The following is a 16,795-nucleotide window of genomic DNA, read 5'->3' as shown; positions in this document are numbered from 1 at the left end:
ATTATTGAATACTATTTTTGGCGCAAGATATGCGCTGTTGTCGCAAACATAAATTAGTAAATTAGAAAATGTTTTAGGCTGGTGAGAGGATTTCAAATAAAGTCTGCACATTCATTTAAGTTAAAGATACGCAGGATAAGGACGATTTTTTTCTTTAGGGTCAGGTGTAGGCAGCCAGTTGTTATATATAATTGAATTACAATAATAATTGATTATTATTTTTATTTAGAATAATTTGCTGATGACATTATTCGTGTTTTCAGCAAATTTTTTTGCTTTTTGAAGTCTGATTAGCATGTTTATGTAAATTGGTGAAATATAGTGATTTTTTGATTAAATGCCGGTTTAATCTGCATATATATGTCTCTGGGTAGTGATTTATGCTGTAATTGATTCAAATTATAGCGTTTTTTTTATCATCTCTATGAAAAAAGGTTTTGACGTTAAAGGGTAAATTTTTGTATGTTTGTTACCTTGTCTAACTAAATTGTGCTTTGCAATCAGTGCAGCAAACGAGGTTTCCTGATGTCCGGCTTATATGACCATACTCTGGTAAAAGAAAACTGCGGTTTTGGATTAATCGCCAATATTGATGGTGAACCCAGCCATAAGGTGGTGCGTACCGCAATATTGGGGCTGTCGCGCATGCAGCATCGCGGCGCGATTTTGTCGGATGGTAAAACTGGCGATGGTTGTGGCCTGCTGCTGCAAATGCCGAAAAAATTCTTTCAGGCTGTGGCTGAGGAAAGCGGCATCACTCTGGCAAAAAATTTTGCCGTCGGCATGATTTTCTTTCCGCGCGATGAGGCGCTGGCACAGGAGTACAAAGCGATTATTGAAGAAGAGCTGACGCAGGAAACGCTGAATATTTCTTTGTGGCGTACGGTGCCCACCAACCCTAAAATGCTTGGCGCCATTGCGTTAGCCGATATGCCGCATATTGAGCAGGTGTTTGTAAATGCACCTGCCGGCTGGCTGCCGCGCGATTTGGAGCGGCGGCTGTTTATGACGCGCCGGCGGATTGAGAAACGCATTAGTCACCGAGATTTTTATATTTGCAGCTTGTCTAATCAGGTGATGATATATAAAGGGCTATGCATGCCCAAGGATTTGCCGCGCTTTTATCCTGATCTGGCTGATTTGCGTATGCAAAGTGCAATTTGTCTGTTTCATCAGCGCTTTTCTACCAATACGCTGCCGCGGTGGCAATTGGCGCAGCCTTTTCGCTATTTGGCGCACAATGGGGAAATCAATACCATTTCCGGCAACCGTGCTTGGGCACGAGCACGCTCCTACAAATACCATACGCCTTTGATTCCGGATTTACAGACCGCTGCGCCGTTTGTGAATGAAACTGGCTCGGATTCCAGCTCTCTGGATAATATGCTGGAGCTGTTTGTGAATGGTGGTATGGATTTGTTTCGTGCTATGCGTTTACTGGTACCACCGGCATGGCAGCACAATCCAGATATGGATGAGGATTTACGCGCATTTTACGATTTCAATTCTATGCATATGGAGCCATGGGACGGGCCGGCAGGAATTGTGCTCAGTGATGGTCGCTATGCAGCCTGTACGCTCGACCGTAATGGTCTGCGGCCAGCGCGCTATGTGATTACGCAGGATAAGCTGATTACTATTGCTTCCGAAGTAGGTATCTGGGATTACGCTCCCGATGAGGTGATTGAAAAAGGCCGTGTCGGCCCCGGTGAGCTGCTGGTGATTGATACGCGTGAAGGACGGTTGATGCAGTCGGCAGACATTAATACCGAGCTGAAAACGCGCCATCCGTATAAAGAATGGCTAGACAGAAATGTTTTATCGCTAATTCCATTTGAAAAACTGCCGGAAAATGAAACCGGAGAAGCCATTTTTTCAGCAGACCAGCTTTTGGTTTACCAAAAACTATTTGGCTATGACATGGAAGAGCTGGAAAGTGTGATTCGTGTGCTGGGCGAGAATGGACAGGAAGCAGTAGGTTCGATGGGAGACGATACGCCGTTTGCGGTACTTTCGCAGCGACCACGCCTGCTGTTTGATTATTTCCGCCAATATTTTGCTCAGGTAACCAATCCGCCAATAGACCCTTTACGCGAAAAGCATGTGATGAGCCTGAATACTTGTATCGGGCGTGAGATGAGCGTGTTCTTTGAGGCTGAAGGCATGTCTCATCGGGTGAATTTTAAATCACCAGTATTGCTTTACTCCGATATGCAGCAGTTGCTTCAGCTTTCTGCCGAACACTATCAGCATCATCACCTGCAGGCGGTGTACAACCCACATGAAACCAGCTTGCAGGAAGCTTTGCTGCATTTGTGTGATGAGGCAGTTGCTGCGGTCAGAAATGGGGCAGTTCTGTTGGTGGTATCTGATCGCAATGTCAGCCGTAATGCTATGCCGATTCCGGCTGTGCTCAGTGTGGGCGCGATTCAGCAGCGGCTGGTAGAAACCAATTTGCGATGCGATGCCAATATTGTGGTTGAAACCGCATCTGCACGAAATCCGCACCATTTTGCCGTGCTGATTGGTCTGGGTGCTACAGCGGTGTATCCGTATCTGGCGTATGAAAGTCTGGCCAGAATGGTAAGTATTGGTGCGATTACTAAACCTTTACGGCAGGTGATGCTCAATTTCCGTAATGGTATCAATAAGGGGCTGTATAAAATCATTTCCAAAATGGGTATTTCTACCATTTCGTCTTATCGCTGTGCCTGTCTTTTCGAAGCCATTGGTTTTCATCATGAAGTCATGCAGTTGTGTTTCAAAAATATGGTAAACCGTATTGAAGGGGCTACATTTGCACAGCTAGAAGATGATCTGCGCTGGTTCCACAAACGTGCATGGCAGAAAAGCCGTGGTCTGGAAATTGGCGGTTTTCTGAAATACAAGCCGCAGGGTGAATTCCATGCCTACAATCCAGAAGTGGTGAATACCTTACAGGCTGCCATCAACAGCGGTGACTATGCCCGTTACCGCCACTATGCGGATGCTGTGAATAAACGCCCTCCCTCCATGCTGAGGGATTTGCTACGGCTTAAAACGGAAGCAGCCACACCAGTGGCACTTGAACAGGTAGAAGCAGCAGAAAATTTATATAAACGATTCGATAGCGCGGCTATGTCGATTGGTGCATTAAGTCCAGAGGCACATGAGGCACTGGCCACGGCGATGAATCGTCTGGGCGGCTATTCCAACTCTGGCGAGGGTGGCGAAGACCCACGTCGCTACGGCACCGAACGTGTTTCACGGATTAAGCAAGTGGCTTCGGGACGTTTTGGCGTCACACCGGCCTACCTGATGAGTGCCGATGTAATTCAGATAAAAGTAGCGCAAGGTGCCAAACCGGGTGAGGGCGGACAGCTTCCCGGAGATAAGGTCACACCATACATCGCGCAATTGCGCTTCGCTGTGCCCGGTTCCACCTTGATTTCACCACCCCCGCACCATGATATTTATTCCATCGAAGATTTAGCACAGCTGATTTTCGATTTAAAACAGATTAATCCGCGTGCGCTGATTTCGGTAAAACTAGTGTCTTTACCGGGCGTGGGTACCATCGCTACCGGCGTAGCCAAAGCTTATGCAGATTTGATTACTATATCCGGCTATGACGGCGGCACTGGCGCCAGCCCGATAACCAGTGTGAAATACGCTGGTAGTCCGTGGGAGCTGGGACTGGCAGAAGCCCAGCAGGCACTGGTAGAAAACAATTTGCGCCACAAAGTGCGGTTACAGGTTGATGGTGGCTTGAAAACCGGTCTAGATATCGTTAAAGCGGCTATTCTGGGAGCGGAAAGCTTTGGCTTCGGCACTGGGCCGATGATTGCGCTGGGCTGCCGCTATCTGCGTATCTGTCACCTGAATAACTGTGCCACCGGCGTGGCTACGCAGGATGACACTCTGCGCCACGAACATTTCCACGGTCTGCCTGAAAAAGCGATGAATTATTTTAAATTTATTGCACAGGATGTGCGTGAAATCATGGCACAGCTCGGTATCACCCGCCTGACTGATTTAATCGGCCGCACGGAGCTATTGGAAATCGTTGCTGGCATTACCCCGAAACAGGGTACGCTGGATTTAAGTAAGTTACTGTATTCACCCAAGGTACCGGATGGCAGTGCTCGCTACTGTACGCAAACCAATCCGCCATTCGATACTGGTCGCCTCAATCACACCATCATGAAGGACATTGGCGATGCCGTACAGAGCGGTGCCGATGTGGATCTGACCTATGATATCAATAATACCGACCGCTCCGTAGGCGCTGCCTTAGCCGGACAGATTGCCGCTACTCATGGAAATCGTGGCCGTACTTCACAACGCTTTGACATCTATCTAAATGGTACTGCCGGACAGAGTTTTGGTGTTTGGCTGGCTGGTAGCATGAATCTGTATCTAACTGGCGATGCCAACGATTATGTCGGTAAAGGTATGGCCGGCGGCAAAATCGTGATTAGGCCGCATGGAGGCACTGCTTTCCGGCCAGAAGACACCACCATTATCGGCAATACCTGCCTTTATGGTGCTACTGGTGGCAAATTGTTTGCTTCTGGCAAGGCAGGTGAGCGCTTTGCGGTGCGTAATTCTGGTGCCACAGTCGTGGTGGAAGGTATTGGCGACAACGGCTGTGAATACATGACCGGCGGAGTAGTGTGTGTATTAGGCAAAACCGGTATCAATTTCGGTGCCGGTATGACTGGTGGCTTTGCCTATGTGCTGGATGTGGATGGCGGCTTCAGACAGCGTATTAATTCTGAGCTGGTTGAAGGTTTAGACATCGCCGCACTCACCATGCATCAGGAAAATCTACGCGGCCTCATCGCCGAGCATGTGGAAAATACTCACAGCCCGCTGGGGGAACGCATTCTGGCTGAGTGGGACAACTATGTGAACCGCTTTGTGCTGGTGAAACCAAAAGCCAATGATGTCGATGCGCTTCTGGGGCACAAACCGCGAACCGTCACTGAATTGCGCGCTGTTACCCAGTAAGAGCAGACATTAAGACAGCAATAATCAAAAATCGTGCAAGGAACACCACATGAGTCAACGCGAAAATGTTTATCAGTTTATTGATGTACCGCGTGTCGATCCACCGAAAGAACCGCTGAGCGTACGCCAGCAGGAGTTTGCGGAAATTTATCAGCCCTTTACCACAGCACAGGCAATTGCTCAGGCAGACCGCTGTCTGGCCTGTGGTAATCCGTACTGCCAGAATAAATGCCCGTTGCACAACAACATTCCCAATTGGCTGAGACTGGCGAATGAAGGGCGGATTATCGAAGCAGCCGAGTTAGCACACACCACCAACAGCCTTCCTGAAGTCTGCGGTCGCGTGTGCCCGCAGGATCGTCTGTGTGAAGGCGATTGTACCTTGAATGCGGAATTCGGCGCCGTTACCATCGGAGCCATCGAAAAATACATCACCGAGCAGGCATTTGCGCAAGGTTGGCATCCAGATATTGCCACCGTGGAAAAAGTGGGTAAAAAAGTAGCGGTGGTTGGAGCCGGACCCGCCGGCCTCGGCTGTGCCGATGTTCTCATCCGCAATGGTGTGGACGTGACCGTATACGAACGGGCATCCGAAATCGGCGGCCTGCTCACCTTTGGTATACCGGCGTTCAAATTGGAAAAAGAAGTCATGATGCGGCGGCGGCACGTACTCACTGATATGGGCATAGAATTCAAACTGGGTGTCAATGTCGGCACCGACATTAGCTTGCAAGAGCTTGAGCAGCAATATGATGCAGTGTTTTTAGGCGTGGGTACCTATCAGGGACTACGTGCCAGTATCGAAAATGAAGAGGCCAGCGGTGTTTATCTGGCTTTGCCCTATCTGATTGGCAATACAGAACATCTGCTAAACATCGATAGCAAAGATTATGTATGCATGGAAGGTAAGCGTGTCGTGGTGCTTGGTGGCGGCGATACTGCCATGGATTGTGTACGTACCGCGCTGCGGCAGCAGGCTAAAGAAGTAATCTGTGCTTATCGCCGAGATGCTGCCAATATGCCCGGCTCTAGGAAAGAATTCAACAATGCGCGGGAAGAAGGCGTGCAGTTTAAATTCAATGTGCAGCCTCAGGCTGTGGTGACAAACGAAGCAGGCATAGTAACCGGCATTCAGGTTGTCCGCACCAGCATGGGTGCACCAGACGAACGCGGCCGGCGCCGTGCCGAAATCATAGCCGGTAGTGAAGAAATCATTACCTGTGATGCCATAATTGTAGCCTTTGGTTTTGCACCGCACAGCATGCCGTGGTTAGGTGAAGTTGGTGTCACCGTAGACGAGCGCGGCCGTATTCAGACTAGTGGTGAATACAAACAGCAAACCGCCAATCCAAAAATCTTTGCTGGCGGCGACATCACCCGTGGTTCGGATTTGGTGGTTACCGCCATAGCAGAAGGGCGTGAGGCTGCACAAAGTATTATGGATTACTTCGAAATCTAGTATATATCAGAGCAGATTAAGCAGCCTGTGGACAAGTTCGTACACAGGCTGTTGTTATTCAAATCAGACCTGTAATCAATATTACTGTTGTGCCAGAATCTGCTCAGCGGCACGTTTACCCCAATAGCAGGCTTCCTCAAAAATCGAATAGCCGGATAAATCACTATGGGCAAACTGTAAACGACCCTGATACGAGCGCAACGCCATTAAGCCCGCATTGGTGAGATAACCGGGCTGTGGTACGGCCATGGCATGGCCGCGTAGACTGATACGCGCCTGTACCATACGCTTTCGCAACACAATGCCATAAATCTCTTCCAATTCTTTAGCCGCGCATTGGTATATTTCTTCAGGTGAGGCCGATAGCATCCAGTGACGTATGTTGGTCGGCGAATCATGATTCAATGCTGTATAGGCAGTGAAAGATGTAAAGGGTGGCGGCCCTTGCCGAATTTGCTGGTGCGTGGCCACCACATAGCCTAGTCCATCACCTTGATACAAAATGTTGTCCCATGCCAGCGCGCTGCCTCTTTTTTCTGGAGGCATGCCGCGCAGCAAAAAATTAGCCACAATCCAAGGGGCATACTGAGGCATATGGGTCTGCGGCTGAAAACCATATCGCTGAATATTCTGCACCACGTGAGCTGCAATATACAGTGGCATGGCACAGATCGCATGCCGTGCCTGTAGCCAGAAATATTGCTGTTGTGCAGTACAGATTAACAGACGTACTCCCTGAGCCTCTTCTTCAATCGAAACTGCATAAGCACGGAGACTGCGCGGCTGAGTCAATGGCTGATCGGTTTCAGGAATGTTTTCCATAGCTTGCAGACGGCAAAATGCGCGTATCCGCTGCGACAGCTCATGTAAACCGTGCGGCCAGGTCAGCACTGTACCGTGTTCATTCTGCTCTGTGCCACGGGCGCAGAAATAGTGCAGGCCGGCCCACGCACAGATTTGGCCGATGCCTTGCCCATAATCATCACGACAGCAATAGTCCAGATACCACAGCAGAGTAGGCGAGTGATAACCTTGCTGTTCCAGCCAATTGGCAAAAGTTATCCGTTCCAGACGGCGCCATTCGTTGTCGTTACTGGCCAAATCCAGCGGAATGGTAAATATACGCTTGCCATCCACACCGCGCTGGCTGCTGAGCTGATGAATAAAACGGAAAAAACGCTGACTATCGGCATCACGCTGAGGCAGCAATTCATTCTGCCAGTGTTGTTGATAGAATAAACGCTCATTGGGCACCTGTAGCAGTGAGCGCTCATCATACACACCATGCTGATACAGTTGTAAATCGCCGAGTAATTCTCGGATGTGTTCCGATTCCGGTGAGGGTAGGGGCAGATAATGCGCACCGGTGGGATAATCCACACCAAACTGGTGTTCACCGCGATTATTGCCATTGCGTTCAGCACCATCAAGTAAAATATAATCGTGCATGCCCTGTCTCGATAACTGCCAAGCAGCAGACAGCCCCGCCGCACCACTGCCGACAATCACCGTATTCACATGGCGTGTTGGAATATTAGCTGGAGGTTGTCGTTGCGCATCACGAATAGCATGCCCCACAGTCTTACCGGGGAAATCCACACTGATTGGTGGCTGCCCTGGTACAAAATAGCGCCACGCCTCATAGCTGCTCAAACCCACCATACTGGCGCCCAACACATTGCTGAGAAACCGGCGGCGACTGATTTTCATCTGTTTACCCCTATCAGCGCATCACCGCGCGCCAGTCAGCCTCAAAATATTCCACTAACTTCTGCGTGTTCAGATGATTGGGTTCTACTGCTCGCCGCTGCATATCTTTTGGAAACACAAACATTTCGCGCGTCGTTTCTGCATCTAGATAGCGTGTCGGCACCCGATAATGGTCTGGAATCAGAAACTCACCAGTCTGATTGGCCATCACATAGCCCCACTCACCAAAAGAAGGGACATACACATGAAAAGGTAGCGTTTTCAGTCCGGCAGCTTCCAGTGTATTGACAATGCACCAGAACGCATTGGGTGCAAAGTAAGGTGAAGTAGACTGCACCACCAGATTACCATGCGGATTTAAATGTCGCGCCACCATACGGTACATTGGTACCGAATACAGTTTGCCGAGGGAAAAATTGGAAGGGTCAGGAAAATCGATAATCACCACATCGAATTTTTCCTGATTGTGTTGCAGCCATTGTGCCGCATCCGCATTAATAATGCGCAGTTTCGGGTGATTAAGCGAGTTCTGATTCAGCTCACGCAAAGATGCCGAAGTACGGAAAACACGCGTCATACTTGCATCCAGATCCACCAGCGTAATCTGGCTTACCTGTGGATATTTCAGCACCTCCCGTGCTGCCAGCCCATCTCCGCCACCTAGTATCAAAATGCGGGAGGCCTGCGGATTCTGCTCCATCACCGGCAGTACCAGTGCTTCGTGATAGCGTGCCTCATCCACTGAAGAAAACTGTAAATTACCATTAAGAAACAATCTTGTATCATTATGCCATTTCGTAATCACCAGCCGCTGATAAGGAGAAGCGGTGCTAAACACCACTGGGTCACCAAAATAATGTTGTTCTGCTTTATTCGTAATGTGATTGGCGTAACAGAAAAACAGCAATAAAACCAACAGCACTATATTGCCGCGCATACGTAGACGCTGGTAACGAGGTAGCTCGTGCTTAAACAGCCGCGCTGTCAGCAGTGCCACTGCCGTATTTAAAATCCCGAACAACAGCGCACTTCTTGCCATGCCCAGCTTTGGAGCCAGAATCAGAGGAAACAACAACGAAACAGCCAGCGCTCCTAGATAGTCAAAAGTCAGTACACGGCTGACCACTTCTTTAAACTCCACCTCACGCAGATTCAGCACCCGCATCACCAGCGGCAGCTCCATTCCCGTAATAATACCGATAATCAGCACCAGCCCGTATAGCACCGAACGAAAAGGTGCCGCAGAAAAACCAAATAAAACAAACAAAAGCAGCGCCGAAACACCGCCGACAATTCCCACCAGAATTTCAATATCAATAAAGCGGCTCAGCGCATCACGGTCGGATATATAACGAGTCAGATGCGCACCAATGCCCATCGCAAACATATACACACCGATAATCGACGAAAACTGGAGTATCGAGTCACCAAGCAAATAGCTGGCCAGTGCCGCCATAATCAATTCATAAGCCAGCCCACAACTGGCCACAACAAACACAGAAACAATCAAAGCAGGATTCACAAATTATCCTTTTAATATTTTTTCAGCATCACAGCAGCCACCTGCCGTCCGTTGAAACCAGCTCTGTAATAAAAATAAAGCATCCCGATTAAAAAATACTTAATAAATATTTCTGCTCTAGCAACAAACCTGATACCACATTTCAAGCTAAAGCTAACAAATTGCAAAAAAAAGTAAATAATAAACTATACAAAAACATTATTATACGGTATGTTAAAAAACTAAACAGTCAGGATAATAAACTATGGTAATTACTCTCTGGCAGTACATACAATATTTAAAATATTTTGGCGTTGCCCTGTTGCTACTTATCGTATTTATTATTTTTTATATACGAATAACTCCGGTAGCCGAACTAAAATTGATTAAGCAGGGCAACCTTGCCTGTGCCGTCTCAATGAGCGGCGCCATGATCGGATTCTGCATCACCCTCATTTCCAGCATGTTGCAATCTGTCAATCTCATCAGTTTCATCATCTGGGGCGCGGCAGCTATGATTGTGCAGATTCTGGTGTACTTTATTGCCACATTGCTTATCCCCAAGGCCAATTTCGAACTGGCGAACAACAATATCGCCGTCGGCGCCTTGTTTTTCGGGCTGTCAGTGTCTATCGGCATCCTTAATGCAGCTGCACTAAGTTAACAATCAAACATCTGAACGGGATACAAAAATGGTTCTGAACTCAATTTTTGGCATTAACAAACTCGGTGGCTTCATCAAGAAACAATTCATTGATGTAATCCAGTGGGAAAACCCCGACCCTGAAGTCCTGATGTGGCGTTTTCCGATTAAGGATCAGGAAATTCAAAACGGAGCCGCGCTCATCGTCCGCGAATCACAAAATGCCTTGTTTGTAGACGAAGGCGCCATCGCCGACCTGTTTGGTACCGGTACATTCACACTCAATACCCAGAATCTGCCCTTACTAACCGATCTCAAACATTGGGGTAAATTATTTCAATCACCATTCAAATCCGACGTGTACTTCTTCAATATGCGTCAGCAGCTTTCCAGACGCTGGGGCACCGCACAGCCGGTTACCATCCGCGACAATGATTTCGGTGCTGTTTCTGTGCGTTCATTTGGTATGTATTCATTCCGTATTGCCCAGCCAGAATTATTTTTTAGCCAAGTAAGCGGCGTATGCGAAGAATACCGCACCGAAACACTGGAAGAACAGCTGCGCAATCTGGCTGTTACTCAGCTTGCCTCCGCTTTTGGCAACGCTAATATTCCTTTTCTGGATATGGCCGCTAATCAGATGCTGCTGTCGGAACAAATGACTACTTTATTACAACCGGCATTCACCGCCATGGGGCTGGCGCTGGAAAATTTCACCGTAGAAAGCATTACCCTACCAGAGAGCCTGCAAGAGCGGCTGGATGAACGCATGGGTATGGGTATCGTTGGCGACATGGGACGCTACACCCAATACCAGACGGCTCAGGCTATTCCACTGGCTGCACAGAATGAAGGCGGAGTAGCCGGCATCGGAGCTGGATTAGCTGCCGGTATGAATATTGCTAATGTCATGACTTCAGGTATCACCGGTACTGCCACTTCCGCACCGGCCTCTAAACCAGAAACAGCAGATATAACCGCTCGATTGTCACAGCTGAAAACCCTGCTGGAGCAGAATCTTATCAGTCAGAGCGACTATGATTCAGCTAAGGCCGAGATTCTCAGAAAACTCACTGACTAAATGGCTGTATGAACAGTTTTTCCTATCTGCTGCACAGTACTTGTCCGAGCTGTGGTGCCGAAATCGGTATACGCTCAGCAACCGCCGTCACCGCAGTTTGTGGCTATTGTCATTCTGTTTTATTAATCCAACAGAATGCATTAGTACTATCCGGCCGCCATTCTGCAGTTTTAAATGATCTATCACCACTGCAAATCGGTACTACCGGGATGTGGCAGGGTAAACCGTTCACCCTCATCGGGCGTATGCAAGTCAGCTACGAAGCCGGTTCGTGGAGTGAATGGCATGCACTGATGCATGATGGCAGCAGTGCATGGCTATCTGAATCCAATGACCGCTTTGTTTTCACCCGCCTGCAGCCTACACCTCCTCAAGCGAAAGCTTTACCAGAATTCAGCAATCTCAAAGTAGGAAGCTCTTATTTCAAATACAGAGACCGGCACTATGCCGTAGCCGATATCCGTGATATCCGCCGCGGCCAGTATGCAGCCGAAGGCGAACTGCCGGTGCCTTTACCTGAATCGGAAAAGGCACAGGTAGCAGATTGCCGCAATGGTACATCCTTCATTACACTAGATTACGCCGACGGTCAGGCACAGCCACAGGTCTTTGCCGGTAAAGGCGTGGCACTCAGTGCCCTGAGACTGCAAAACACCCGTACACCCGACCAGATTCGTACCCGTTCCGGTTATGTCAAGGGCAGTACCAAAAGAGGTAAATGTCCCAATTGCGGCGGGGAAATACGCTGGGTAAGCGGTGTGGCAGACCACGTTGTCTGCCAGTATTGCCGCAGCCAGCTCAACATGAGTGAAGAAACGGCTCACCAGAATGCGACGCATGAAATGCGTGAGCATCAACAACGCGCTCTAACCATTAAAATCGGCAGCAAAGCACGCATTGATAATGAAAACTGGTGGGTGCTGGGCGCCATGGTGTTGTATTACGTACCGGTAGAAAAAGTTATGCCGGATGTACCGCTTTATATCCAGCTGGCTGAACGCAAAGAAAGTGAAGATGAGGATGACTCAGCTGGCTGGACAGAATATCTGCTCTACTCACCCAAAAAAGGGTTTCTGTGGCTGGTGGAGCAGGGAAAAAACCAATGGGCAATAGCTACCACATTGGATGACTGGCCGGTTCTGAAAAAACCGCTAGAACCAATTGATGCAAACAAAGACAGCGTCCCATTTTTATATGATTACGCAGCTCAAGTTGAGTATGCAGCTGGAGCCTTTTACTGGCAAGTCTCTCCTAGCGACAGGATGTATTACATCGATTATGGGTGCGAAGAGCGTAAATTATCTACCACCCTGACCCGAAACGAACAATCATGGTCTGTCGTCAGCAATATACCGGCGACACTGGTGTCTGCATGGTTTCAGGGAAATAAAAACATCAGCATTGATGCCAAACCCATGCCTGCTGATAAAGCAGCAGTTCTTGTTCGTGAACATCAAAACATTAAAGCAAACGATTTTACCAAAGCCAACATTAAAAGCTGGCGGGTGAAAAACGTATTGCATCTCAGTACCGATATCTACACGCCAACCTTCTGGATGCTGGTATTTATTGTTTTGAATTTGCCTATTTTTATTAAAATTTTTATTGCTGGTGTAGCAGATTTTGAATATCTGTTCACGCCTTTGTGTTGGCATCTTCTTGCCTATGGATTACTCCGTGATTTTCCTTATCGGGAACTCTTTATATTCGGTTCAGCAGAAGGTTATAAAAAATTCAATATCTTCATGGCCATCCTGATTGTGATCGGCTTCACTTGGATAAATTATGCTTCGTATTCTTCTGAGAAAGCAGAAGATTCTACTGTTGGTCACAGCTATTATGGAGGTAGCAGTGGACATTGGCACAAATAATGCAGAATAATCATATTATCGGGCAGCACTGTCTGCTGGATGTTTATCAGTTGGACAGCAAATGGTTACAAAACAGTAGTGCAATCGAGCAGCTCTTGCGTCAGCTAGCCCAAGCTGCACGGGCACATATCTTGGAAAGCTATTTTCATACTTTTGGTGGTAGTGGAGGCGTAACCGGCGTATTGCTACTGGCCGAGTCACATATCAGTATCCATACGTGGCCGGAGCATCAGTATGCCGCTATCGATATATTTATGTGTGGGAAGTTACTGGCAGAAGCAGCAGTTACTGAATTAAAACAATTGCTACCAGACGCACAGATGCACATTCGCTGGCTGGCACGGACATATCAGCCACAAGCATAAATGCCACTTTCATTGCTTTTGAGCATAGAATTTCGCAGATTCAGCAATACTGCAAAAAATAAACAGCTGGCAAACAAATAGCCCAGTGCTACACAATTAGTAATCAGTAAAAAATTTTTAAAACGAGATATTAACTTTTATAAATGTTCATCACCATCGGCTACTATAACCAATCAAACCTAGAATAAATAATATCGATACAAAATCACCCTCAACTCAAAAATATTAATATCTAAATTATCATCTCACTGGATAGAATTTTTATAGCATATAAGATTAAAAAGAATTTCAGTCTCCAGTCCAAATAACCAAATAAAAAATTAGACCGATACCTTGTATCGATCTAATAGCACTGTTCATCAGATTTTGAGATTTACCGTTAGGCTTTACTTCCAATAACGCCACCATGGAATGGCATTATGATCCTGCCACGGAGATTGCAGATACGGGCTATTTGGAAAATTCTGTGCCAGAACGCGCTTAGTATCATCACTGAGCTTCTGCTCACCCAGTTTTTCATACGCAGAAACCATAATAGCCAGTGCTTCCTCCACATTAGGCGTATTCTGGTATTGAGAAATAACCGTCTGTGCACGGCCAACAGCCGCCAGCCATGCACCACGTTTCATATAATAACGTGCTACTGAAAGCTCATTCCCGCCAAGCGCATCCAGCAGTTTCTGCATCTTATCGCGAGCATCGGCAGCATATTTACTTTGAGGGAAATATTCTACTAGTTGAGCAAAAGTGGTATAAGCTTCCCGGTTAGCTTTCGGGTCGCGGTCAGACCAATCTTGTTTGGCCAGCTTATTAACAAAGGATTTGTCCTCATTCAGCTGAATCAGTGCTTTCAAATACAAAGCGTAATCCATATTGGGGTGCTGCGGGTACAAACGCTGAAACTGTTCAATTGCCGCCAATGCTTTATCATTCTCATCATCTTTATAATAAGCATATGCTGTGTCCAGCTGAGCCTGCTCCGCATACGAACCATACGGGAATCGAGACTGCAGAATTTCGTATAATTTCTCTGCATGAGTATAATTACGATGCATCAGCTCATCGTGTGCTTCATTATACAGACGCTGAACAGACCAGTCCTGAGTAATCTGGGAATCCTTATCGACCGTACTTGTGCTGGCACAGGCACTCAGTAAAAGGCCTAAGGCCACCGCCAAAAACAAATTTTTCATGAAAGACACTTCTTTGTTAGAGAATGATGACGATTATAACGATGATTTGCCCTTTGCGGCAGATGAAGCTGCACAAAGTTATAAAAATTGGACCGTACCTAATGAACTAGCCGGCCTGCGCCTGGACGCAGCATTGGCCAAACTGGCGCCTGAGTTCTCCCGCAGCCGTCTCACTGCCTGGATCAGGGAAAATCACGTTACCGTTAACGGCCACATCGTACCGCCGAAGTATAAACTGATCGGCGGTGAAACCATACAGGTAGCCATACAACAGGATGAAAGCCAGCTCGCATTCATCCCCGAAGCCATGGCACTAGACATTATATATGAAGATGATAGCGTACTGGTATTGAATAAACCGGCTGGTCTTGTTGTACATCCCGCAGCAGGCAATTGGCAGGGCACACTACTGAACGGCCTGCTCGCCTATTGCCCGGCACTGGGACAAGTACCGAGAGCCGGTATCGTGCACCGTCTAGATAAAGATACCAGCGGCCTCATGGTTGTAGCCAAAACCGTGCCGGCACAAACACACTTAGTACGCCAGCTACAAGCACGGACTGTTAAACGGACCTATCGTGCAGTGGCTGACGGAATCGTACCTTATAATGGCAAAATCGAAACACTGATTGGCCGGGATCCGCATAACCGTACACGAATGGCCGTGGTACCGTTTGGTGGCAAAGAAGCCATCACCCACGTCAAAGTGCTCGAACGGTATGCCGATTTCAGCTATATCGAATGTCAGCTCGAAACCGGCCGTACCCATCAGATACGTGTACACATGAAAGCTGCAGGCCATCCGCTTGCTGGAGATCCGTTATATGGCAACCCGCGCCATCCTGCTACCACCGAAGCTAAAGCAGCAATAAAAGTAATGGCACGGCAGGCACTGCATGCTTACCGGCTCAGTTTCATTCATCCGCAGACACAAGAAAAAATACAGTTTGAAGCTTCACTGCCCGAAGATATCTATCACTTACTTTCTGTACTGCGTCTACAGGCAGGCATGGATTCAGCCATCAAAAACGCTGATGAATGGCAGAAACGTCTGATCGATGATGAAGACGAAGACTGGGATGACGATGATTACGACGTGGATGTAATTTACATACGCGAATAATAAGGCCGCAGTATGAATACACAATGGGACATGAATCAGGCACTTGGTCTGTGCCAAGACAAAAACGCCTTTGCACAGGCAGACTGGCCAGCACCAAACAATGTACATACCCTGATCACTACACGACTGGGTGGCATCAGCAAAGCGCCATTTGCATCATTGAACGTTGGTGCACACGTAGGTGATCATCCTCAAGGCGTAGCACAAAACCGCGCCATCGTGCAGCAGCAGGCAGCACAGCCAATCGCCTATCTGAATCAGACTCACAGCGTAAATGTAATCGCAGCCACAACGGCATTATCTGCATTGCAGTCTGGACAGCCAGCTGAAGCCGACGCCAGTTATAGCCGCCAAGGGGAAAAAGTCGCCTGCGCCATCATGACAGCCGATTGCCTGCCGGTACTACTGTGTGACCGTGCCGGTACAACCGTAGCTGCCGCCCATGCCGGCTGGCGCGGACTGGCCGGTGGCATATTGCAAAATACCATAGAAGCCATGCGGGTCAGCCCATTGGAAATACTGGCTTATCTTGGTCCGGCAATCGGACCCGAAGCTTTCGAGGTCGGCTCCGACGTATGGGAAGCTTTCTGCCTGCATCAGCCCAAAGCACAGGCTGCTTTTACTGATATCGGCAACAACCATTATCTTGCCGATATATATGCGCTGGCACGGCTAGCTCTGGCAGATGCCGGTGTACATCAAGTCTATGGTGGCACAGAGTGTACGGTATTGCAGCGCGAACGCTATTTCTCGTATCGGCGTGATGGACAAACAGGCCGCATGGTTAGTGCCATCTGGCTTGATTAAAGCGTATCTCATCGGCTTAACTTTCCGTTTGGTTAATCACAAGCATAAAA

General features: G+C 48.0%; 11 protein-coding genes. 8 read left to right on the top strand and 3 right to left on the bottom strand.

The window, feature by feature from the left end; translation table 11 throughout:
* Positions 1 to 525 precede the first annotated feature (525 nt).
* Positions 526 to 4,992, top strand: coding sequence for a glutamate synthase large subunit (gene gltB, locus J3U64_RS03585; RefSeq protein ID WP_267408303.1), 4,467 nt, complete (start codon positions 526 to 528; stop codon positions 4,990 to 4,992).
* A 49-nt stretch (positions 4,993 to 5,041) separates the two neighbouring features.
* Complete coding sequence (locus J3U64_RS03580) at positions 5,042 to 6,451, top strand: FAD-dependent oxidoreductase (protein WP_267408302.1); 1,410 nt, start codon at positions 5,042 to 5,044, stop codon at positions 6,449 to 6,451.
* Positions 6,452 to 6,532: 81 nt separating this feature from the next.
* On the opposite strand, the gene J3U64_RS03575 is transcribed toward J3U64_RS03580, so the two are convergent.
* Together J3U64_RS03575 and J3U64_RS03570 are read right to left on the bottom strand one after the other, a co-directional pair.
* Positions 6,533 to 8,161: an FAD-dependent oxidoreductase gene (locus tag J3U64_RS03575; RefSeq protein WP_267408301.1), complete on the bottom strand. Its 1,629-nt coding sequence runs from the start codon at positions 8,159 to 8,161 to the stop codon at positions 6,533 to 6,535.
* A gap of 13 nt (positions 8,162 to 8,174) precedes the next feature.
* Complete coding sequence (locus tag J3U64_RS03570; RefSeq protein WP_267408300.1) at positions 8,175 to 9,683, bottom strand: polyamine aminopropyltransferase; 1,509 nt, start codon at positions 9,681 to 9,683, stop codon at positions 8,175 to 8,177.
* A 244-nt stretch (positions 9,684 to 9,927) separates the two neighbouring features.
* Between J3U64_RS03570 and J3U64_RS03565 the strand changes: the two genes are divergently transcribed.
* From J3U64_RS03565 to speD, 4 genes are read left to right on the top strand one after another with little or no spacing between them, the layout of a single operon-like run.
* Positions 9,928 to 10,326 (top strand): DUF350 domain-containing protein, encoded by a 399-nt coding sequence (locus tag J3U64_RS03565; protein ID WP_100139677.1) that lies wholly within the window; start codon positions 9,928 to 9,930, stop codon positions 10,324 to 10,326.
* A 28-nt stretch (positions 10,327 to 10,354) separates the two neighbouring features.
* Positions 10,355 to 11,386 (top strand): SPFH domain-containing protein, encoded by a 1,032-nt coding sequence (locus J3U64_RS03560; RefSeq protein ID WP_267408299.1) that lies wholly within the window; start codon positions 10,355 to 10,357, stop codon positions 11,384 to 11,386.
* Between the two features lie 8 nt (positions 11,387 to 11,394).
* A complete protein-coding gene (locus J3U64_RS03555) occupies positions 11,395 to 13,257 on the top strand; it encodes a DUF4178 domain-containing protein (RefSeq protein ID WP_267408298.1) in 1,863 nt (620 codons plus the stop codon).
* The gene (gene speD, locus J3U64_RS03550) at positions 13,257 to 13,622 is read left to right on the top strand and encodes an adenosylmethionine decarboxylase (RefSeq protein ID WP_267408297.1); all 366 of its coding nucleotides are present in this window, start codon (positions 13,257 to 13,259) and stop codon (positions 13,620 to 13,622) included. Before J3U64_RS03555 ends, speD begins: the two co-directional genes overlap by 1 nt.
* A gap of 386 nt (positions 13,623 to 14,008) precedes the next feature.
* On the opposite strand, the gene J3U64_RS03545 is transcribed toward speD, so the two are convergent.
* On the bottom strand, positions 14,009 to 14,815 hold the full coding sequence (locus J3U64_RS03545; RefSeq protein ID WP_100152195.1) for an outer membrane protein assembly factor BamD: 807 nt from the start codon (positions 14,813 to 14,815) through the stop codon (positions 14,009 to 14,011).
* Here J3U64_RS03545 and rluD point away from each other — a divergent pair.
* Together rluD and pgeF are read left to right on the top strand one after the other, a co-directional pair.
* Complete coding sequence (rluD, locus tag J3U64_RS03540) at positions 14,814 to 15,938, top strand: 23S rRNA pseudouridine(1911/1915/1917) synthase RluD (protein WP_267408296.1); 1,125 nt, start codon at positions 14,814 to 14,816, stop codon at positions 15,936 to 15,938. The genes J3U64_RS03545 and rluD overlap by 2 nt on opposite strands.
* A gap of 12 nt (positions 15,939 to 15,950) precedes the next feature.
* Positions 15,951 to 16,745, top strand: coding sequence for a peptidoglycan editing factor PgeF (gene pgeF, locus J3U64_RS03535; RefSeq protein WP_416384974.1), 795 nt, complete (start codon positions 15,951 to 15,953; stop codon positions 16,743 to 16,745).
* The last annotated feature ends 50 nt before the right edge of the window (positions 16,746 to 16,795 follow it).

This window comes from Snodgrassella sp. B3800 (assembly GCF_026535865.1).
Lineage (GTDB): Bacteria > Pseudomonadota > Gammaproteobacteria > Burkholderiales > Neisseriaceae > Snodgrassella > Snodgrassella alvi_E.
This window is presented reverse-complemented; position numbering and strand designations above follow the sequence as displayed.